Genomic DNA, 22470 nt, shown 5'->3' with positions numbered 1-22470 from the left:
TTTCGAAATATAGATTATTTTAAAAGAACCGAATAACAATTTATATAAAAATAGAAAGGTTTTTTGTGATTTCTTGGAGAGATGTGTTTCTAGAAAAAGATTGTTTTTATTTTAGAACATCCTCAGAGAGGCGAAATTTGTATAGAAAGAAATAGCGCAAAGAATATAAAGCTCCAAAAGAGCGACAGGTTTTATAAATAGGTTTAAAAAATAAAAAGGAATATTCAGCTCTTGAATATTCCTTTTTATCAGGGGCAAAATTGTGTTATAATTTAGCTGCAATCTCTTTTTTATACTTATTAAGGATAGATTTTGTCATACCTAAATTAGCTTTAGTTGAGTCTACCGCTAAATAAATAAAGTATTCCTGATTATCAGAAACATCGATAATGTGAATTTGAGAACTTAACGTGATCATGATATTATCAATAACCTGACCCTTTAATCCTAGAGCTTTAATAGCATTCATTTTTGCTTTAACTACTTCAAGGTTGTATGCAGATGCCAATTCTGGATCAAAATCTGCGACAACAGATTGAGAATAATAGGACATACCGCTCGCGATTTCAGCTACCGAAACGGCAATAAAACCTGGGACGTTCTTTTTTAGGTCTTCCCCAAATTGCGTTAAAAAATCAGACATAATGTTAGAATTTTAAATGTTGTAAATAAGATTGAATTGTTTTGGATAAAGGCAAAATTAGGGATACAATATTATTTAATTATCCGTAATATGTACCTTTTTTTATGCAATAATTAAAAAATAACATAAGTGTTCTAAAACCCATTTTTTATTCTTGCAAACTGAATTTGTTTTTGTTTTGAAAATGAAATATTTAAACTGAAAATGCTTCTGAAAAAGCACTGTTGTGCCATTCCAAAAGCATTTTTATTTAAGCAAAAATTAATTTTTTACTTGATTTCTGTTATAAATTCTTCTTGAGCAGTTCTTACTTTTTTAAGATTTACCAACCAGTCATTTGCATCATCTCTATAACCAAGAGGTAAAACTAAAACGCTTTTTAGGCCAAGTTCGCCTAAACCTAAAAGTTTATCTACTTCAGCAGGAATAAATCCTTCCATTGGAGTTGAATCTACTTGCTGTTCGGCAGCAGCAGCGATTGCAATACCAAACGAAATATAAGCTTGTTTTGCAGCGTGGTTAGCATGCCATTCTTGTCCAAGAGGTTCGTACATTCCCCAAAGTCTTTGTTTGTACTCGTCCATTGCATCAGCAGGAATTCCTCTTTCAGCAATTGTTTTGTCAAATACAGCAGAAATTTTCTCTAAATTATAACCATCCCATGCAGCCCAAACCAAAACGTGAGAAGCATCAGTAACTTGGCTTTGGTCGAAACTTACCGCTCTTAGCTTTTCTTTAAGCTCTTGGTTTGTAATAACAAAGATTTTATAAGGCTGTAAACCAGAAGAAGAAGGAGCTAGCTTTGCAGCTTCAAGAATATAATCTACTTTTTCTTGCGGAACCGCTTGTCCGTTCATTTTTTTTGTAGCGTAACGCCACTTTAGTGCATCTATTAAGGCCATTTTTTTTAAATTGATTAAAATTGTATTCAAATGTAAAAAAACTTAAGTGTATTTTTGTCATCAGATTACCAAAAGTAACTGTAACATCGAGGTAACTTACTAACAGGATATGATAAAAGAACCAATACACGATAAAAAATCGTGCAATCAGCATATTATGGCAGTGCATGACGCCATGTATATTTTAAACGGAAGATGGAAAATTTCTATTATAGCATCTTTATGCTTCAATACATTGAGGTTTACCGATCTATTAAGAGAAGTGGAAGGCATTTCTGGAAAAATGCTTAGCAGGGAACTAAAAAATCTAGAAGAAAATCAATTGGTCACCCGGACAGTTTTGAACACGCAACCTGTTACGGTTGAGTATGAGTTAACAGAATACGGACACACCTTAAAAGAAGTGATAGATTCTCTAGCAAAGTGGGGACACAACCATAGAAAGAAAATTACAGGAAAAGATTAGTCTTTGTCTTTTAGTTCAATTGCTTTCTGGAAAAAACTTTGGCGTGTCAGATTTTGTTCTGCTTCTTCAATTGCTCGCAGAAGATTATTTTGCGTATTGGTAATTTCGTTTAAAACTTTTGTCATAATACTCCAAACAGGCTGCATTTTGGCAACCAGTTCTTTTCCTTTTGGTGTTAAAATGATCAATCTCTTGCGTTCGTCTTGCTTGTCTTTTTTAGAACTGATAAGTTTTTCTTTTTCCAGTTCCTTTAGTAAACTGATGGTCGAAGGATGGCTGTAGCCAATTTCGCTGGCAATTTCAACCACACTCAGCATTTCTTTTACATGCAGAGTATAAATTACTGGAAACCATTTTGGTTCAAAATCTATATTAAAATAACTGTAAATCTGTGCGCCGTCTTTGCGTAATTGTTCGCTCAAGCGCTGCAAACGTGTTGATATGGCCAAAATGCCAATTTCGTCAATTATATTCATTGCTATGGATTTAATTTTAAATGACAAAAAACATTATCAGGTTTCATTAACGGAAAATCTACAGGAAGTGCTTCTTTTGGTATGGTAATAAAATTGTTCTTTTCGTAAAAACGTAATGCCGCCTGCAAAATAGAAACCGTTCCTAAGTATAAGTCTTGAATTCCATTTTCTTTACTGTATTTAATCAACTCTTCCAATAAATGCTGTGCAATATTGAACTCTTTTCCTCGAAATTCTTTCTTTACAAACATTTTTCTGATAGCTCCGCCTTCTTTACTAAATTTTACGAGAGCAATAGTACCAACAAGTTTTTCGTCTATAAACGCGCCGAGAAAAATTCCGCCTGGCTTATAGTAAAAGTTTGCAATATCCTGTAAATCGGGCTGATCTTCTAAAGTAATAGGAACATTAAATTCCTTTTGCTGAATGTTTAAAATCAAATCTACGATCTGGTTTTCGTACTCATTTTGTATGGGCTGAATCTGCATGGTATTTCAAAAATTAAATAACAGTACAAAACTACGTAGTTGACTACATATATGCAAGAAAAAAACTGCCGAACTCAGCAGTTTTAAGTGTTTTTTATGATTTATTACAATTTTTTATTTCTGATTTTATTCTTTAACTAATACAATAACAGCTTTATATCCCGTTCCAACATTCCATTCGCTAGACGAAATAACTTGGCCTTTATCATCATACACCTTGAATTCGGCTGTGTTTGGAGAAGCAAAACCTTCGTTTAAAGCTTCAATATCAATTTTATTAATTCCTTTTTCCAAGTTTATTTTGACGCTTTTAAAATCTCCATTTAAAAAGACTTCAGGCTCAATAACTTTATCGTTCAAATATACTTTTACTTTATCGCCGTCTACAAAAGCGGCATCACGGTACATTATAGTAGAAGTTACCGCAGTTGTGTTGAAATTGCCTAAGAATTGATTTCTTCTATAGAATATCCCTTCAACATTAGCTTCTGGCTTATAAAGGTTTGTATTTTTAAATAATTCGTCTGGATTGACCTGTAATGGTGCAGGCTTCTCTATAGGTGCAGGCGGATTTTCTTTTGGAGCAGCTTCTGCTGGCGGAATAACTTCTTTTACTGGAGATTTTTTTGCCGGAATCGATTTGAATTTATTATCAAGTTCTTGAGCAAAACTGTGCAGTGAAAAGGAAGCAAAGGCAATTATAAAAAATATTTTTTTCATGTTTTTGTACTATTAATCTTGTGTGGTATTGACTAAAAAAAATTAGATGCATCATAATCTTTTATATATAAACATTTTATGAAACCAAATATTGCATCGTTAAGATTTTTTTGTCTAAAAATTAACTTCTTTGTGAGCAAAAATCTAATATTTTCTGCCGAAACTGACTTATCTTTATGTTCTCTTGAAATTTTGAAGATCCTACTGTTTTAAAAGGTATCTCTCTTCAAATAAAAATGAAATAACATGGAATGGAAAAATGTTTTGACTGATTTATTTAAAACGGATTATCCGATAATACAAGCGCCAATGTTGGGCGTAACAACTCCAGAAATGGTTGCGGCTGCAAGTAATGCTGGAGCTTTGGGATCGCTGGCATTAGGCGATCTTCCTGCGGAAAAATGTATTGAATTAATTAGGGCTACAAAGAAATTAACCAATAAACCTTTTGCCGTAAATATTTTTGTCCATACAATAGATCCAATTACACCAAAATTGGAAGCTGATTATGCTAAAACGAAAAATCATTTGGAAAAGTTTGCTGAGAAAACGGGGATTAAAGCCGATTTCCCACCTATAAACGAAATCAAACTCACTGATTATCACGATCAGATTGAAGCTATCTTATTGGGAAACTGCAATATTGTGAGTTTTACTTTTGGAAATTTGGATAACGAAAGTATTTTGACTTTAAAAGAAAATAAAGTGCTTTTAATTGGAACTTGTACTTCGGTTCAAGAGGCTATTGCGTTAGAAAATAGTGGTATTGATATTATTTGTGTACAAGGTATTGAAGCAGGAGGCCATCGCGGAAGTTTTTTAGAGGAAACGATTCCGCAGATTGGAGGATTATCGTTGCTTTCTCAAGTAACTGAAACTGTAAATACGCCTGTTATTTATGCTGGCGGAATTTATAACGCAAAAACGTTGCTAGCATCTAAAACTTTGGGCGCAGATGGTTTCCAGATTGGAAGTTTGCTTTTAGGGTCTGCTGAAAGTGCCTTGCAGGATTTTGAAAAGGACCGTCTTAGAAATTTAAAAGAAAATGAAATTGTATTAACCAAAAGTTTTACAGGAAGATACGCGCGCGGAATTCGAAATGCTTTTATAAAAGAAATTGAAAATTCTGAGTTTGTGCTACCGTATCCGTATCAAAATAAACTGACTGCAGAGCTCAGAAAAACAGCAAAAATAGAACAAAAGACTGATTTTGTTAGTATTTGGGCCGGACAGTCAATTGGCAGTTATAGTGAAGTTTCAACTGAAATTATTATCCGAAACTTAATAGAAGAAACAGAAAATTTTATCTGAAATTTCAGTTTAGAAATGGTTCAAAAACGCACTATTTGTCATTTCGACGAAGGAGAAATCTTCAGGAGAAACTCGACAAAGATTTGTGATTTTTTTAAATTATTTAAAGAATGAAAAATAATTAATTGGAGTTTTTTTTGTATCTATTTTTGTTGTAAGTTGTTGAATAATAATATTTTGTATATTAGTTGTTCAATTAAATAAGCCAAATATGAATAGGTTAAGTTTTATCTTTTTCCTTTTTGCATTCAGTGCTTTTGCTCAGGGAAATAAAATCGATTCGGTTATTAAGAAACAGATTGAAGAGTACAATTCTTCATTTGCCAGCGCTTTTATAAAAGGAAGTAGGGGCGATTTGGTAAAAGCTTACACCGATCAAACCGTATTTATGCCAGAGCATAGTAGACAGCGAGTGGGCAGAAAAGCGATTGAAGATTTTTACAAACAATGGCTTACTCAGGCAAAAATTGCTTCTTTCGAAAGAAAAATTCTGGAATTGCAAGATTTTGGGAACTATATTCTGGAAATTGGAACTTTTGATGAAACCTTAAATCTAACCGAACAAAATCCATTCTCATATATTGGAAAATATGCGGTTTTATGGAAAAAACCTTCGCAAAAAAGTCTTCCTGTAACAATTGCTGCCGAAATCTGGGGCTCGTCAAGCAATTTTGATGATAGAAATATTCCTAATATTGATGATTCCTCTGTTCCAGAAACAGAAGTTTACAGCGTCTCAGACAAATTAGCATCTGAAGTTAAAGAACGAAATAAAACCATTAAAGAGTTCGTTCAAAATAGGCAAGGAGCAGAACATGCCAAAATGTTTATGCCAGATGCCATGTACCTAACGTATTACACACCAATTCTTTCTGGTGAAAAAGAAATTACAGACTATTTTATGGAACATGAAAAACCCGGAACATTAAGTATTGACAAGATTTCGATTCTGACTTCGGGAATTATCTATGCTAGAACAGCAATTATAGAATTTGGTTTTTATAGTGTGGATTGGCATGACGGTGAAAATCACGGAAATGTAAAAGGAAAAAGCATGAACGTTTGGAAAAAAGATAATAACGGAACATTACTGCTTTTTCGCCAAATCGTAAATCATGATTAACTTTTGAGTTTATTCAGAATAATGTTTATTTTATCTTTTTGTTGTTAATTGCTGATAATTTTCTATAATTTTGCCCCCATCTTTATCATTTTTACACACGATGGGTCGATTACTTTGCATATTTTTTATTCTTACCACTTTTTATATTTATCCACAATCTTCAACAAAAGAATGGATTGATAGTTTAAATACTATCGATAATCATGAGAAAAAAGTGGATTTAGCGCTCAAAATTGCTTCCAAGCTTCAAGATTCGGATTGGGAAAGAGCTTTAAAATATATTGAATTGGCTGAAGCGGAGGCAAAAAAAACAGAGAAAACCGATTTAACATTAGCGAAAGTTTATGCAAAAGCGGCTAAAATCTACGACGCAAAAGATGTTATAGATATTACTTTGCAGTATTATTTAAAGGCCTATGAGATTTACAAAAGCAATAATCTTGTAGATGAAATTGCTCGAGTAGAAAATAATCTTGCCATTATTTATGCCAAAAGTAATAATGAACAGAAAGCGCTTGAATATTTCCTGAAAGTATATCGTTACCAAAAATCTAAGAATGAGTCTGATAAATTGGTAAAAATCTTAAACAACATTGGTACAACTTACTTGGGTAAAAGTTTAGATTCTTCGCTCTATTACTATCACAAAGCCGATGCGATTGCAAAAACATTGAAGGATAAAACTTTAAAGGTTTACGTTTATACCAATTTGGCTAGAGCTTACGGATTAAAAAAAGATCATAAAAATGCGGATTTTTATTTTGAGAAAGCCTTTTCTTTAACTGATGCTTCTATCAATGAATCGTTAAAAGCTTTTACTTATGAGTCGCTTTCGGAATATAATTTTCAAGAAAAAAAACTAGATGAAGCGATTCTAAATGCCAAAAGGGCCTTAGAATTGTCAAAAGGCAATGAATTTGGTTTTGCTGGGTTAAGAATGAATAAATTGTTGTATCAGGCTTATTTAGGGAAAGAAGATTATAAAAATGCGGTTCATTATTTTCAGAAGTATAATGAGATTAGCGACAGCATTAATATTGAGCAGAAAGCTGTAAATCTGGAAAGAATAAGACTCGAGCAAGATTATAAAGTGCGAAGTCAGATTCGAACTTTAGTCGAGGAGAAAACTAGGTTTAAATATTATGTAGTTGGGTTAATATTGGTAATCGGAATTTTGACTTTGATTCTTTTGCTGATTCGTTATCGAAACCGAAATATTACCAATCAGCTAGAAAAGGAAAAGCTAAAAGCAAAAGAGCAGGAATTGAAGCAAAGTCTAGAGGCTAAGAATATGGTTTTGGTTGGCAAGGCAATGTCAGAAATACATAGAACAGACAATATCAATGAAATCCTGACGGATCTTAAAAAAATCAAACTCAAAACACCGAATAAAGAATTACAGCAGGCAATTGATATTGTGTTAAAGCGTCTTGAAAAAGATTTGAATACCGATATTTGGCAAGAATTTGAAATTAGTTTTGAGCAGGTTCATAAATCATTCTTCGATAAATTGACCATCGATTATCCTTTACTTACTCCAAAAGAGCGTCGACTGTGCGCGCTGCTATATTTAGATTTAACTACAAAAGAAATTTCTCAAATTACAGGACAATCGTTCAAGTCGATAGAAAATGCCCGAACCAGATTGCGTAAAAAGTTCGATTTGACCAACGAAAAAGTAAATCTTTCCACTTATCTAAACTCTTTTAAATCAGAAAACATGTAAATTAAACTTTAATATAACGTTTTGATTTTGTTAAGTTTAAAATGAAATGAGTGTTTTTTTGGTGATACATTTTTACCTACGAGTGTTTTTGCATTAGTCCTTTTTTTTTGAGCCTAACAGTTGCGTTCTACTTTTACCAAACGATTGTAATAAATACGTTTGATGAATACCACAAAAAAAGAAGAACCGAAGAAAAGCCTTGAAGAGCTTTTGGAAGAAACAAAAACAAAAAAGAGCGCGCTCTTAAAAATTTTACAAAAAATAACGAAAGCAAGTTCTAAGAATCAACCGCCGAATTGATTCTAAGAACTTGCTTTTGTGGTTTTCTGCGAACCCTTGTACCTATTAACTCGCAGCCTTAATACTAATTTAAATTTAAAAAAATGAACCAAATTTACTTTAAACCCAGGTATTTGTTTCTAGTCTTAGGTTTCTTGATCTGTTCCGTCGGAATGGCTCAGTCACCCTTGCCAAAAAACAAAACATCGAATGCGCAGACGGCCATACAATCGCCAAATGCCGTTCAGAAAAAGGATCAGGTTTCTCAGAAAACAACTGACCAAAGTACTAATCAGGAAGATGATTCCAATACTCTTTTAACACAAAAAAGTATAAAAGGAACAACACTTTCGCAGCAAGAAAGTGAAGATGTACAGAAGAGATCACAAGCAAGCCAGAAACTTTTTGATAATAGTTCAAGCAGTTCAACAGCTAAAAATCTTCAAAGTGCAGACAGTACAAAAGTGAAATCTTTTGCCAAATCGTCTAATTTGACAGTTAGAAATGTATTTGAAGTTAAAAAGGCAGATTTCGAATTGTCGAATGCAGACAAAATGCTGCTGAAATCGGTTTCAGATAAACACGGCAGAAGTTTGGCCACCTATCAGCAGATGCATAATGCTGTTCCTGTTGAAGGTGCAATTTATAAGGTTAGAGATAATAAAAACAAAATTGAGGCATTTGGAAATATCAGTAAAAAATTGCCTGCAAACAGTAGTTTTAAAGTAAATGCATCGGCGGCTTTACAAAATGCTCTAAATACTGTAAATGCTAAAGAATATGTTTGGCAGAGTAAAAAACTATCAGCTTTAGTTCATAAAAAAATCAGTAAAAAACCAGAGGGGGAATTGGTTTATGTAGGGCCAAATTTCTCTTCTCAATTAACAGAATATCACTTGGCGTGGAAATACGATATTTTCGCAACAAATCCGCAATCGAGCCAGACGATTTATGTAGATGCTAATACTGGAAAAGTAATTTTAAAAATTGATTTAAATAGAGATCTTCGTTCGTCCGTATCGCCTTTTGCTGACGGTAGAGCTGCAATTGGTAAGGGAAAAGCAAGATTTGCTGGGGATGTCACCTTTGGAACCACTCAATATGCAGAAGGTTATAAGTTGGAAGACTTAGTTGGAAAATACAAAGTGCCAATGTATACTTTGAATATGAATCATGCTGAACACGCATCAGACGAAGTATTGACAGAATATATCGACGAAGACAACAACTGGAATGATTTGTACAATAAAGATCATGATGAAGCCGCAATTGATATTCATTGGGGAATTCAAAAGACTTTGAACTATTACGAAGAAAAATTTGATCGCAATAGCGTTGATGATAAAGGAATGACCATTTTTGCATTGGCGCATTTAGGAACCAACGTTCAGAATGCTTCTTGGACAGGAGGATGGGCACAGTTTGGAGATGGACTTGATCAGCCTTTTGTGAGTTTAGGAATTACAGGACATGAAATGACTCACGCTGTAACACAATTCTCTGCTGGATTAATTTATCAAGGAGAATCTGGAGCAATGAACGAATCGTTCAGTGATATTTTTGGAATTTCTATTGAGCTTTATGCTGGAAAAGATACTAAAAATGACATTTGGATGTTGGGTGACGAATTATACTCTCACGGAAGTTTGAGAAGTATGGCTAATCCAAAAGCAGCTGGTCAGCCAGATACTTATGGGGGAGAATTTTGGACAAATCCTGGAAACATCCAGATTGATAATGGTGGTGTGCATCAAAACAGTGGTATTACCAATTACTGGTATTATCTTTTAGTAGAGGGCGGTGAAGGAGTAAATGATCTTGGCAACAACTACAGTGTTAAATCTATTGGTCTTGCTAAAGCAGAAAAAATAGCTTACGTTACACTTACAGAATATTTGACACCATCTTCAAACTTCTCAGACATGCGTCAGGCATCGTTATTAGCGGCAGAAGATTTATATGGTTTAGGATCTGAAGAGTATAAGCAAGTTACAAACGCATGGTATGCTATTGGAGTTGGAGCGGCATATACAGATAAGCAGCTGGTATTAATTAAAGTTGAAAATCCGTCTATACCATGTGGACAGCTAAAAGGAGATGAGCCTTTTTATGTTACGATTAGAAATACAGGAACAGCAGCTATTAAAGCAAATGATGTTTTAAGTTTCAAAATGAGAGCAATGGCAAGTGCTCTAGGAAACCTTATAACGTTTTACACCTATGATGGTACGGTTGTTTTCGATAAAGATTTAGCGATTGGTGAAGAAATTAGAGTTAAAATTCAAGCAAAAATTCCTTATCAAGTAAGTACAACGGCGGTAAATTATATTGAAGTAAAATTAGATCTAAAACCTATTGTAGAGTTTGGAGCAAAAGACGGAATTTCATTTGTTTCAAATATAATAGTTCCGCCAGCAGAGAAAGATTTTGATATTAAAGTAACAGGCTTAGATATGCCTGATTATACTGGAGATCTTTTAACGGCAAGTCACACTCCAAAGATCACGTTTTACAATTTAGGCTGTCAAGATATTCCAGCTGGAACGGTTATAAAAGTAGGATATGCCAATACAAAAGCAGGAAGTACAACAGTTTGGAAAGATGTTACATTGCAGACTGCTTTTAAAGGTAAATCTGAAATGACAGTTACTTTTGATACTACCATTGATTTATCAGCGCCTGGTTTGCATACCTATGAAGGTTATGTGACATTAGCGCAAGATCCAATTACGACCAATAATAGTATCTTAAATGCATCTTATAGCGGAATTGTAACACAATTGCCATATGCTGAAGGTTTTGAAAGAACTCCTGGAGGATGGAATACTAAAGCATTAACAGGTACTCAAAAGTTTATTTTCCAAAATTACCCTTTGTCGTTTAGAGTTACTAAATCGCAATATACTTGGGGAACTGTAGATTTAAAAAGTAATGGTGGTAAAGTGGCTTTAAATTCTGATTTTGTTTTAGAATCTCCAATTTTCGACTTTACAAATTCAGTATCTCCTTACATTGAGTTCGATTTGTATTATCTGCTTCACAAAGGATATGATGGTTTAATTGTTGAATATTCTGAAGATAAAGGTAAAAACTGGAAAAAAATTGAGACTGTTAATTATCCTGAAACAGTACACTATGATGAGTACGAATCATTTGGAGGTCCATGGTTTACAGGAATAAACAACAGTTTGAAAAAAGATCCTTATCAAATTCGTCTAAATGAATTTAAAGGTAAAAAAGTAGCCATTCGTTTCCATATTAAAACAGATGACTATAATGACGGATTTTTAGGTGCGTTTGTTGATAATATTTTGGTGACTGATGCACCATATGATTTAGAAGTTGTATCGGCAAAATTAGATGCAGGAAAATGTGACATAAATAATAATAACGCTTCAGTAGTAGCTAAAATAACTAACAATTTTGTTACATCAAGTGAAGTGGTAAATGTTACGACCAAAATTCTAGATGCGGCAAAAAAGGAAATCTTTTCAAAAACCGAAAAGACAACTTTAAATTTTACTAAGTTTAAAGATACCATAAGTTATGAAGTTACAAATGTTAACTTACAGACTATTGGTGAGCATACTGTAACTGTTTCTGTTTTTCCTGAAGTTATGACACAGGATCTAAAACAAGGTAATAACGCTGTAACATTTACTTATGACAATTGGAAAAATGAAGATATGAAAGTATCTGTACTTCCTTATAAAATGGATTTTGAAGATGATACTAAATATAATGGCTGGAGAACTTATGAAAACAAAGGTGCTGCCGGCTGGAAACATGGAACTCGTCCAGATTTAGGATCGCCAGGATGGTTTATTGCAGATCATACTAAATTTATGGCAGCAAATGATGACAAATGCAACTGTGATGCATCAAACGATATGCTGGTTTCTCCAGTATTTGATTTGACAAATTACAAAGAAGCGCATTTATCGTTTGATGGATACGGAGACTCATTACATCTTTCTGATGGATCTGTAAAAGTAAGTACAGATGGTGGTGAGACTTGGAAGGAAATATTCCATATGCCTTATTACGGCGCTTGGTGGGAATATGAAATAGATTTAACTGCTTATGCTGGAAAATCTTGTGTTCAAGTTGCATTTGTGCATAATGACAATGGATTATTTGCTAGTGGTTTTGCAGTAGATAATATCGAAGTTAAAGAAAAAAAAGATTTCTTAAGATTGTCTAATTTAAGTGCGCCAGAAACGATTTACGAGAATACTCCTTCACATGAATTTTTTGTGGGTGTTAAGAATTTATCTTACGCACCAGTAAACAAAGTTAAGGTTGAGTATCAAATTACGCAAAACGGAACTGCTGTTGGAGATCCGATTGCTTTAGAGAAAAATGATGAAATGTTGGTGGGGCAGACTATTGTTTATACATTAGATAAACTTCCAACGTTGCCAGCTGGAAACTACGAAGTTAATGTAAAAGCAACTGCTTTAGGTGCACCAAGCGCACAAACCATAACGGGAACTTTTCAAGTGGTTGAAAAAGCGTCAGATTTAAGCTCAGAAAACTTTAACGGTTTGACACAAGGTTCAATTTTTGGAACAAAAGGATTTATATCTAATCAGAGTGACGAAAATTATCCATGGAGAGCAGTTCTTACTCCAGATAACACTTATTTAACAATCCCGTTAAAAGATCATGCAGGTATTGCTAATGGAAAAATGTTATACAGCCAATTAGAAGGACCATATTATAACGGTGAAATAATATCGCCAATGTATAAGCTTACAGGAAACACTACTGCTGTAGAGTTTTATTATGCAATGCAGAGTAATGTTAATGATGCTTTAATTGTAGATATTAAACCTGCAGGTGGCGAATGGACTGAAATCTGGAGAAATGCCAGACAAGGAACTTTTGCAGATACTGAATGGCAGAAAACAGCAGTAAACGTAGCAAAATATGCTGGTAAATCTGTGTTATTCCGTTTCAGACACGCAAAATCAGATGGATATTCTTATATGGTTTTGGATGATATAAAAGTGATTACTGAGGCAGTTTCAGATGTTGCATTGCAAATTTTGTCTCCAGTAGACATTTGCGGTAACAGTACGGTAACAGTTAAACTGACAAATGAAGGACAAATGGCAATTAAAGAAAATTCTATCCAATTAGATTTAGAATATGCCAATACATCAGAAAAAATTTCAGAAACTATCGCAGCGGCTATTCCAGTTGGAGAAAGTATTGAATATACTTTTATCAAACAGCCTAAATTAGATGACAGTGGAGATTCTCATATTTTTAATATAAAAGCAAACTTGGAAGGTGATATTATAACACAAAATAATAGTATCAATAACTATGTATACCAAGGTGTCTCTGCAGACTTTAAAATATTCGATTCGTCAGTTATACATGCTTATGCTGGTAAAAGTGTATACCTTGACGCTCAGAGAAACTTTTTGGCAAATGAATTAGAAGCACCTTCATACAAATGGAGTTCTGGTGAGACAACTAATTCTATTGATGTCAATAAAGCGGGAGACTATACTGTAACGGTAATAATGAAAAACGGATGTAGTCTTACTGAAAAAGTAACGGTGGTATTTGATACATTCGAATCTGATCTTCCAAGTGGTGACGTTTGTGGACCAGAAGTAGTTTTAAATCCGGGGAATTATGTTGCTTACGAATGGTTTGATGGTTCAACAGATCCAACTTTCACTGCAACAGAAAGCGGTGAATATTATGTAACAGTTTACAACGAACACGGATTAGGTAAAATTTTTACAACGACAATCAATGTTCTTGAGAATACAGTTCCAGAAATTCAGGCATTAGAAGGAAATAAAATAACAGCTTCTGCTGATGCGGCGGGTTATCAGTGGTATTTGAACGGAAGACCTTTGCCAAATGCAACCGAAAAAATGGTTTCAACTATTTGGGAAGGAAGCTATAGTCTTCAAGTAACAAATGCACACGGTTGTACAAATATGTCGGCTCCAATTGATTCTAAAGGTCTTCTTATTGGAAAACTGACAAACTCTTTCAGAGTGTTCCCAAATCCTGCGGCAGACAATGTAAACATCTTCTTGGCTGAAAAAGCAGAAGGTCAAGCTGAAATGAAAATTTATTCTATGGAAGGTAATGCAGTTTGGAGTAAAACCTATTCTGCTGTTCCGTCAAGCGTAAATGTAAGTCAGCTTACAACTGGAGTTTATATTCTAGATTGTACGGTACAAGGTAAAAAGTACACGGCTAAGATTATTAAAAAGTAACAAATTACAGATAGAAACGGCAGTTCTCGCGCAGAACTGCCCTTCTAAAAAACAAAAACATACGATGAAAAAATCAAAGCTGATAATTTGTGCACTAATGATGTGTGCAGGTGCAATGGCTCAAACCGAAAAGGTTAAACTGGGCGTAAAAGCAGGATTAAATGTTGCGAGCCTTACATTTGATGAAAATGAATTGAACTCATCTGCAAAAACAGGATTTACTGCCGGTTTAATGGCTGAAATTCCTTTGGCAAAAAACTTCGCAGTACAGCCAGAATTATTGTATAGCCAGCAGGGAATGAAATTATCTTATTCAGATCCAGAGGTTCAAAACTCGCATTATAAAAGTACTATTGACTTAAACTATTTAAACATTCCTGTAATGTTGAAATATTATGTTGTAAAAGGTTTAAGTATTCAAGCAGGACCACAAGTTGGAATTTTACTAAAAGCAAACAACAAATATCAGGACAACTTTTTGGGTTATGAGAATAGCGAAAAAATGAATTTGTCAGACTATTCAAATGGAGTAGATGCTTCTGTAAATTTCGGATTAGGGTATCAGTTTAAAGACAGGTTTTATGCAGATGCAAGATATAATTTGTCTTATACCAATGTGTTTAAAGACGTAACAGCAAACACAAATTATATTATAAACAGCGATATGAAGAATAAAGTTTTTCAAATAACAATCGGTTATTTTTTTAATTAGAGTTAGTAACCTTCATCACTGTTAAAAACCACTCTTTTTTAAGAGTGGTTTTTTGTTTTTTGCAAAAAATCAAATTCTAACTTGCAGACACCATACCTGAGTTATATCTTTACCCCAGATTTTGGTCTGCTTTTTCAAACCGAAAAAGCAGTTAAAAGGGAATCAGGTGTAAATCCTGAACAGACCCGCTACTGTAAGTTCTACACAAAGTCTTTAAACATTACCAATGCCATTGTTCCGTTTTGAGGGATGAGAAGGCCGTTTAAAGATAGAATAAGTCAGGAGACCTGCCACAATCACATAGTTTAAAACTTTCGTGGTATGAAGTTGATGACAAGATAATAACCTGCTATTGCATAGCGGGATTACTACTGTTATATAATTACGGCATCACGCAAAGTTTATTTAATTAAATCGTGATGTATAATTTTAGAAAAACGCTTCTTGCAACTTTTGTTTTATTGATTCCTTTTTGTCTTCATTCCCAAGCAGTGACTGATAGTTCTCGGGTTTTGAAAGAATTGGTTTTAAAAGTAAAACCCTATCAGGAAGTCATTCCCGTACAAAGTCTTTCGGGTGTTTTGCTCGAAAATCTTTCCAGTCACAATGTTGCCGATGCGCTTCGTTATTTTGCAGGAACGCAAATCAAAGATTATGGCGGAGTCGGCGGACTCAAAACAGTTGATGTTCGAAATATGGGAACGCACCATGTTGGTGTTTTTTATGACGGAATTCAGCTTGGAAATGCTCAAAACGGAGTAACTGATTTAGGAAAGTATTCGCTTGACGATATGGAATCGCTTACGATGTACAATGGACAGAAAAGCGAAATTTTTCAATCGGCAAAAGACTTTGCGGCTGCTTCTACGATTTATTTGCGAACCAAACGTCCTTCTTTTATTGGCAATAAAAAAACAAATCTGCTGGTTCGTTACAAAACAATGTCCATTAATTATTATGATCCTTCTTTTAGATGGGAGCAAAAGCTGAGCGATAAAGTGAGTTTGAGCGTCAGTTCCGAATACATCAAATCAAACGGACAGTATAAATTTAGATACAAAAGAAAAAATCAAGACGGAAGCATTGCCTATGATACCACAGCTACACGATGGAACAGCGATATAGAAGCATTTCGATTTGAATCTGGTTTGTATGGAAAAATAAATAAAGGAACTTGGGATGCTAAAGTATATTATTATGATTCTGAACGCGGTGCGCCGGGAGCAATTGTAGAAAACAAGTTTAAAGACGGTTTCAGACAATTTGACAAGAATTTTTTCGGACAGTCTTCTTTAACTAAAGATGTTTCAGAAAAATATAAATTCCAGCTAAAAGGAAAATTCGCTTATGACTACACGCATTATATTGCACGAGATACTACCAATGTTTTAGGCGAAACTGTAACCGAAGGCGCACAATCTGATGATAGCTATTACCAGCAGGAAGCTTATTTCTCGGCCGTCAATATGTACAGTATTTTACCCACTTGGGATGTTTCGCTGTCAACCGATTTTCAATACAATAAATTGAATGCAACGAGAAGAGGAATCCAAACACAATTCTCTTTTCCGCAACGTTATACAGCGCTTGTTTCTCTGGCAACTTCGTATCGATATGAAGGTTTTAAAGTTTTAGGAAATGTATTAGGAACCCGTGTAATTGAGGAAGTAGAATACAATACCAAAGCACCCAATAAAACCGAATTTACGCCCGCTATATTTCTAGGTTATACTCCGTTTAAGAAATACGATTTCAATTTAAGAGCATTTGCCAAGCGTATTTTCAGAATGCCAACTTTCAATGATTTGTATTATACCATGATTGGTTCGAGCACTTTGAGGCCAGAATATATGAATCAGTATGATGTTGGTTTTACATATAATTTTCCCGTAAGGGAAAGCTTTTTCGATAAATTTTCTTTTCAGGCAGATGCTTATTATACCAATACAAAAGACAAAATTGTTGCCGCACCGACTGGAAATTTATTTCGCTGGATGATGACCAATATCGGACAAGTAAAAGGAAAAGGAATCGAAACAGTTCTTAATATGGGAACTCATTTTAATAAGTTAAAACTAGATGCTAATCTAACGTACACATATTCTCAAAGTCAAGATTTTACAAAGTTTGTTGGTCTAGAAATGTCCTCTTATGGAGATCAGATTCCGTATACGCCTTGGCATAGCGGATCAGGAATTTTAAACGCCAACTACGAATCTTGGAACTTCAATTACAGCTTCATTTATGTCGGAAAACGTTACAATGGAAATGTCAATAATATTAAAGTAAATGAAGTACAGCCTTGGTACACACACGATTTGGCGGTTCAGAAATCTTTCGCATTTAAAAATTACAAATTAAACGGAACGATTGAAGTCAACAACGCTTTTAATCAGCAATATGAAGTGATTTACAATTATCCGATGCCAGGGCGAACATTCAAATTTATAATCAGTTTTGAGTTATGAAAAAGAGCTTTTTTAAAATAGTACTCGTTTTAGCCGTAACGGTTTTGATGATTTCCTGCCGCGAAGATGAAACAATATTTCTTTCTTCAGATACAGCTGTTGCCGCGCCCAGAAGTGACGGAAATATTGAAGGTTTCTATCTTTTAAATGAAGGAAATATGGGAATGAACCGAGCCAGCCTTGATGTTTTTAATTACAGAACGGGAAATTATACCACAGATGTATATTCTGAGCGAAACCCGAGTGTGGTAAAAGAATTGGGAGATGTTGGAAACGATATTAAAATCTACGGGAATAAGGTTTATGCAGTCATAAATTGCTCCAACAAAGTGGAAGTTTTAGAAAAATGGACGGCAAAACGCATCAAAAAAATAGATATTCCCAATTGCCGTTATGTGGCTTTTTATAAAGACAAAGCCTATGTGAGTTCTTATTCGGGACCTGTTGCCATTAATCCGAATGCAGAAATCGGTTTTGTGGCCGAAATTGACACCACTTCATTAGAAATAAAAAGAAAAGTAACCGTGGGTTATCAGCCAGAACAAATGGTTATTCATAACGGAAAATTATATGTGGCCAATTCTGGCGGTTACAGAGTTCCAAATTACGATAGAACCGTTTCGGTTATTGATCTGGCGACTTTCACAGAAATCAAAAAAATAGATGTGGGCATTAATTTGTACAGCATGCAAATTGACAGCCGCGGTGATATTTACGTGAGTTCACGAGGTGATTACTACAACACGCCATCTAATCTTTTTGTGATTGATACACAAACAGACGAAAAGAAAATGCAACTCGATATTCCTGTTTCTGGAACTTGTCTGGTAGATGATTTATTGTATTACTACAGCGTTTCTTGGAGTTACCTATCAGGCAGTAATAAAGTGAGTTACGGAATCTTGGATACGAAAACTAAAAAAGTAATTACCAATCAGATTATCACGGACGGAACCGATAAAAAAATCATGATTCCGTACGGACTTCAAGTCAATCCAGAAACCAAAGAAATCTACATTACCGATGCGCAAAACTATGTGGTAACGGGCTATATCTACTGTTTTACGCCAGATGGAAAACTAAAATGGAAAACAACCGCAGGAAATATTCCTGCCCATATTGCTTTTATAACTAAAAATTAAAAATTAAAAATTAAAAATTAAAAATGTTGGATAGAAACCTTTTAAAAATCGCTTTGTTTTCAATTCTCTTTTTGGGATTTGTGGCTTGTGATAAGGATAATGACAATGAGGAAAATCTGCTTCCCGCAGAACTGCTGAAGGAAAATTACACGATTGATCGTTTTAAAGTTCTGAATATAGCAACAGATCTTCCAAGTACAGCAAAACTGACTTGGAGCATTAAAGATTCGATTATCTCAGAAAATGCCGATTTAGATTTTATAAGTCCGTACGCAAAGAATTATCCGCTGACTTTAAAAGTAGAAGTTAATGGAGAAATTAAACTTTATAACGCATCAATCAACGTTGTAAAAGAAACAGGAACATACAGTAAATATATTTCTAATGTATTTGATTTTCGTCCTGCAGTTGGACAATTTACAAACGAAATTCCGCTATATACATCAGGAAATACAGAAGCCAATATGATTTCTGCAGCAAAAAATGCAATTGTAGGTTCCAACACCACAATGATTTCGCTGGGCGGTTTTGGTGGTTATGTAGTGTTTGGTTTTGATCATACGATTCCGAACATGGGCGGACGAGATTTTAAAGTTTTAGGAAATGCTTTTTGGGGAAATGAAGCCAACGAAGCGCGTGCAGGATCTTGTGAACCCGGAATTATTATGGTGGCTTACGATAAGAATAAAAATGGAAAACCAGACGAAGACGAATGGTTTGAAATAGCTGGAAGCGAATACTTTAAAAACACTACTACAAAAAATTACTCGATTACTTATTTCAAACCAGATCCAAACAAATTGCCAGTCGGAGGAAACGAATTTTGGCAGGTTGACACCGAATACATTAAATGGCAGGACAATGCTGGAAATTCAGGTTATAAATCGCAAAATGTATTTCATGAACAAAATTATTATCCGCTCTGGATTGCCGATGTGTCTTATACTTTAAAAGGAACGCGAATAGCTGATAATTTTTACGATCAAAGTGGTGAAGGCTCTTATTGGGTAGGCAAATCGTTTGAATTTGGTTATGCCGATAATGCACCAAATAATGATGACGCTTCGAATATAGATATTTCTTGGGCAGTCGATAAAAACGGAAAATACGTAAAACTTCCTGGAATAGACTTCGTAAAGATATACACCGCAATCAATCAGGAAGCGGGCTGGCTTGGAGAAGTTTCTACCGAAGTTTCAGGTGCTTATGATTTGCATCTTAACTAACACAGTAAAATTTCAAACACATAGAGACATAGATTGTAGAAACTTAGAAAGGCGTTTCACTTTGTTTAAAAACACATAGCTATGTGTTGGAAACTAGTTTCTTTTTCTATTCTTTTCAATGACATAAAATCTATGTCTCTATGTGTTAAAGAATAGTAACACAACATTTTAAAACCAAAACAATATGAAGAAAAACTACTTTATAGTAATAATGCTATTTTTTGCATTTCTAACCCACGCACAAATAAAAGTGCAAGGCGTTCCTAGAAATGACATTAAACTAAAAACAGCGACGCAAAAACAACTAACAGCAAAAAGTTCTAATGCAACCACTTTTGATGATATTCAGTTTTGGGTTGGTACAGGTGCCAACAAAGCAGCATTTGCCGTGCAATGGAACGATGGAAAAAATGCAGACGCTTTAATCTGGGGATTTAAATGGGATGGAAATGCAACTGGCGAAGATATGATGAAAGCCATTGCAAAAGCGGATCCTCGTTTTTACACTCTTTTATTGCAGGGAACTCAATTTGGAACTGCAATTGGAGGTTTCGGTTTCGATTTGGACGGAGCCAATACAATCGGATTGTACAAAAGCGGAAACTTAACCTATCCTTACTATCCGGTGAGTGGTATTGTAAATACAACCGTTTATGATTTTGACGAATACACAACAATTGATGCATCCGATCACTGGCAATCGGGCTGGACAACTAAAGGATATTGGTCCTATTGGGTAAGAGATGACGTTAACAATGGTTTTGATTATTCTGGATTAGGCGCATCGAGCCGAGTTTTACAAGATGGTTCTTGGGATGTCTGGAATTTTAATGTTTCGTTTGCAGAAGAACCAATTGCAGCATTTACGCCTGTAACACCGTATTCGAATGCCATAGATTTTACAAAAGGATATTTCATGGTAAACGAAGAATGGTTTGGCCATACCAACGGATCTGTAAATTTTATAACCAATGACGGAAAAATTAATTATAGAGTATATAGCGATGTAAACGAAAATAAAGCTTTTGGCGCTACAACGCAATACGGAACTATTTATGGCGATAAATTTTATTTTGTTTCTAAACAAGCTAAAGATGGAGGCGATACACAATATACTCCTGGCGGAAGGCTAGTTGTTGCCGATGCTTTAACGATGAAAACCCTTGCCGAATTTGATAATGTAGGTGGAGGAGATGGACGTTCTTTTGTTGGAGTTGATGAAAAAACGGGATATATAGGCGCTTCAAACGGAGTTTTTATTTTTGACATTGCCAATATGAAAGTGGGAACTCTCATTACAGGAACAGGAGGCGGAAGTCAGTATGCGGGGCAGATTGGAAACATGATTCGTACTTCTCAATATGTATTTGCAGTAAAACAAAATGGTGGAATTTTGGTCATTGATCCTAAAACAAATAGCGTTGTAAAAACAATTGCTGGTGCGTTTCATTCGGTTACGCAATCTAAGGACGGTAGCATTTGGGGAATCCAGAATAAGAAAATAATTAATATTGACCCCATAACTTTTGCAACTATCGAATATGCCATTCCAACTACTCAATATTTAGGCTCTTGGGGCGCTTGGAACGCTGGTAGTTTTACGTACAGCAATAAAGAAAATGCTTTGTATTGGATGAATTCTGTCAACGCATTTACTTCGGGAGTTCAAATTGTAAAGTTTGATGTGGCAACCAAAAAATTCAATGAGAGCTTTGCAACACTTCCTGGACAAACGGGAACTTTTAAACAAATTCCTTATGGAGCAGCATTGAGAATTGATCCTATTTCAGATCAGATTATTGTAAACACAACCGAAAGCGGTTTTGGGGCACATTACCAAAAAAACTGGATTCATACTTTTGACAATACAGGAAAATTAATCGATACAAAAACGTTAAATGATTATTACTGGTTTCCTGCTATGACGGTATTTCCAGATAATGCAGCTCCAGTTGTTAATGCAATTCTGCCTTCAGAAGTTTCAACGGGAAGCCCAACAATTATTGATTTAAAAACAGTAGTTTCAGATGAAGATAATCTGTCTGCAGCGATTGTAAAAACGATAAAATCAAATAGTGATGAAACTATTGTCTCGGCAGAAATTAATGCAAACGAAGAACTGATTTTAACACCGAAAATAGGAGGAACTGCGACAATTGTAATCAGTTTTAATTCTAATGGAAAAATAGTCGAAAAATCGATTTTGGTTGATACAGCAGTTTTAGGCAGAGACGAATTCACGAAAGTGCAATTATCTATTTACCCAAATCCAGTTTCAGATTATTTGAATATCAGCAGTGAAGACGAAATTACCGATGTTGTGATTTATGATGTTAATGGAAGAACGATCAATACGAGACTAAATAATAATCAAATTGATGTAAGTGATTTTGCGAAAGGTTTTTACATAATCAATATTGTAACTGACAAAGCAAAATACACACAGAAATTTATTAAAAGTGAGTCGTCCTAAAATAGATTGACAGATTTTACAATAAAAATTTATATTAACCAGTCAGGTTTTCTTGGCTGGTTTT

The 22470-nt window shown here is 34.6% G+C and carries 15 protein-coding genes and 1 riboswitch; of the genes, 10 read left to right on the top strand and 5 right to left on the bottom strand.

Translation table 11 applies throughout. The features are described from left to right. Positions 1–265: 265 nt before the first annotated feature. Both AAYQ05_RS10465 and AAYQ05_RS10460 read right to left on the bottom strand, forming a co-directional pair. Positions 266–643, bottom strand: a complete 378-nt coding sequence (locus AAYQ05_RS10465) for a hypothetical protein (RefSeq protein ID WP_177209854.1) — start codon at positions 641–643, stop codon at positions 266–268. Positions 644–912: 269 nt separating this feature from the next. Further along, the gene (locus AAYQ05_RS10460; RefSeq protein WP_343543166.1) at positions 913–1545 is read right to left on the bottom strand and encodes a nitroreductase family protein; all 633 of its coding nucleotides are present in this window, start codon (positions 1543–1545) and stop codon (positions 913–915) included. Between the two features lie 109 nt (positions 1546–1654). Between AAYQ05_RS10460 and AAYQ05_RS10455 the strand changes: the two genes are divergently transcribed. Then, on the top strand, positions 1655–2011 hold the full coding sequence (locus tag AAYQ05_RS10455; RefSeq protein ID WP_035690806.1) for a winged helix-turn-helix transcriptional regulator: 357 nt from the start codon (positions 1655–1657) through the stop codon (positions 2009–2011). On the opposite strand, the gene AAYQ05_RS10450 is transcribed toward AAYQ05_RS10455, so the two are convergent. The 3 genes from AAYQ05_RS10450 to AAYQ05_RS10440 all read right to left on the bottom strand — a co-directional run bounded on the left by AAYQ05_RS10450 (position 2008) and on the right by AAYQ05_RS10440 (position 3695). Beyond that, positions 2008–2487, bottom strand: a complete 480-nt coding sequence (locus AAYQ05_RS10450) for a MarR family winged helix-turn-helix transcriptional regulator (protein ID WP_343543163.1) — start codon at positions 2485–2487, stop codon at positions 2008–2010. The two genes, AAYQ05_RS10455 and AAYQ05_RS10450, sit on opposite strands and share 4 nt — an antisense overlap. A 2-nt stretch (positions 2488–2489) precedes the next feature. Further along, positions 2490–2975 (bottom strand): GNAT family N-acetyltransferase, encoded by a 486-nt coding sequence (locus AAYQ05_RS10445; protein ID WP_343543161.1) that lies wholly within the window; start codon positions 2973–2975, stop codon positions 2490–2492. A 126-nt stretch (positions 2976–3101) separates the two neighbouring features. Beyond that, positions 3102–3695: a hypothetical protein gene (locus tag AAYQ05_RS10440; protein ID WP_343543160.1), complete on the bottom strand. Its 594-nt coding sequence runs from the start codon at positions 3693–3695 to the stop codon at positions 3102–3104. Between the two features lie 246 nt (positions 3696–3941). Between AAYQ05_RS10440 and AAYQ05_RS10435 the strand changes: the two genes are divergently transcribed. The 9 genes from AAYQ05_RS10435 to AAYQ05_RS10395 all read left to right on the top strand — a co-directional run bounded on the left by AAYQ05_RS10435 (position 3942) and on the right by AAYQ05_RS10395 (position 22406). Then, a complete protein-coding gene (locus tag AAYQ05_RS10435) occupies positions 3942–5006 on the top strand; it encodes an NAD(P)H-dependent flavin oxidoreductase (RefSeq protein WP_343543159.1) in 1065 nt (354 codons plus the stop codon). A 211-nt stretch (positions 5007–5217) separates the two neighbouring features. Next, complete coding sequence (locus tag AAYQ05_RS10430) at positions 5218–6129, top strand: YybH family protein (protein WP_343543157.1); 912 nt, start codon at positions 5218–5220, stop codon at positions 6127–6129. Between the two features lie 100 nt (positions 6130–6229). Beyond that, positions 6230–7855 carry a tetratricopeptide repeat protein gene (locus AAYQ05_RS10425; RefSeq protein WP_343543155.1) on the top strand — a complete coding sequence of 542 codons (1626 nt, stop codon included), beginning with the start codon at positions 6230–6232 and terminating at the stop codon, positions 7853–7855. 413 nt (positions 7856–8268) lie between these two features. Then, positions 8269–14385 carry a M4 family metallopeptidase gene (locus tag AAYQ05_RS10420; RefSeq protein ID WP_343543154.1) on the top strand — a complete coding sequence of 2039 codons (6117 nt, stop codon included), beginning with the start codon at positions 8269–8271 and terminating at the stop codon, positions 14383–14385. 64 nt (positions 14386–14449) lie between these two features. Next, positions 14450–15097 carry a porin family protein gene (locus AAYQ05_RS10415; RefSeq protein ID WP_343543152.1) on the top strand — a complete coding sequence of 216 codons (648 nt, stop codon included), beginning with the start codon at positions 14450–14452 and terminating at the stop codon, positions 15095–15097. Between the two features lie 105 nt (positions 15098–15202). Beyond that, positions 15203–15406, top strand: a riboswitch (cobalamin riboswitch). A gap of 110 nt (positions 15407–15516) precedes the next feature. Beyond that, complete coding sequence (locus AAYQ05_RS10410; protein ID WP_343543150.1) at positions 15517–17565, top strand: TonB-dependent receptor; 2049 nt, start codon at positions 15517–15519, stop codon at positions 17563–17565. Next, positions 17562–18707: a DUF5074 domain-containing protein gene (locus tag AAYQ05_RS10405; protein WP_343543149.1), complete on the top strand. Its 1146-nt coding sequence runs from the start codon at positions 17562–17564 to the stop codon at positions 18705–18707. The genes AAYQ05_RS10410 and AAYQ05_RS10405 overlap by 4 nt, the downstream gene beginning before the upstream one ends. A 26-nt stretch (positions 18708–18733) precedes the next feature. After that, entirely contained in the window at positions 18734–19933 is a 1200-nt protein-coding gene (locus tag AAYQ05_RS10400) for a cell surface protein (RefSeq protein WP_445709713.1), read from the top strand. 184 nt (positions 19934–20117) lie between these two features. Then, positions 20118–22406: a T9SS type A sorting domain-containing protein gene (locus AAYQ05_RS10395; protein WP_343543145.1), complete on the top strand. Its 2289-nt coding sequence runs from the start codon at positions 20118–20120 to the stop codon at positions 22404–22406. The last annotated feature ends 64 nt before the right edge of the window (positions 22407–22470 follow it).

This window comes from Flavobacterium movens, assembly GCF_039581425.1.
GTDB classification, from domain to species: domain Bacteria; phylum Bacteroidota; class Bacteroidia; order Flavobacteriales; family Flavobacteriaceae; genus Flavobacterium; species Flavobacterium luteolum.
This window is presented reverse-complemented; position numbering and strand designations above follow the sequence as displayed.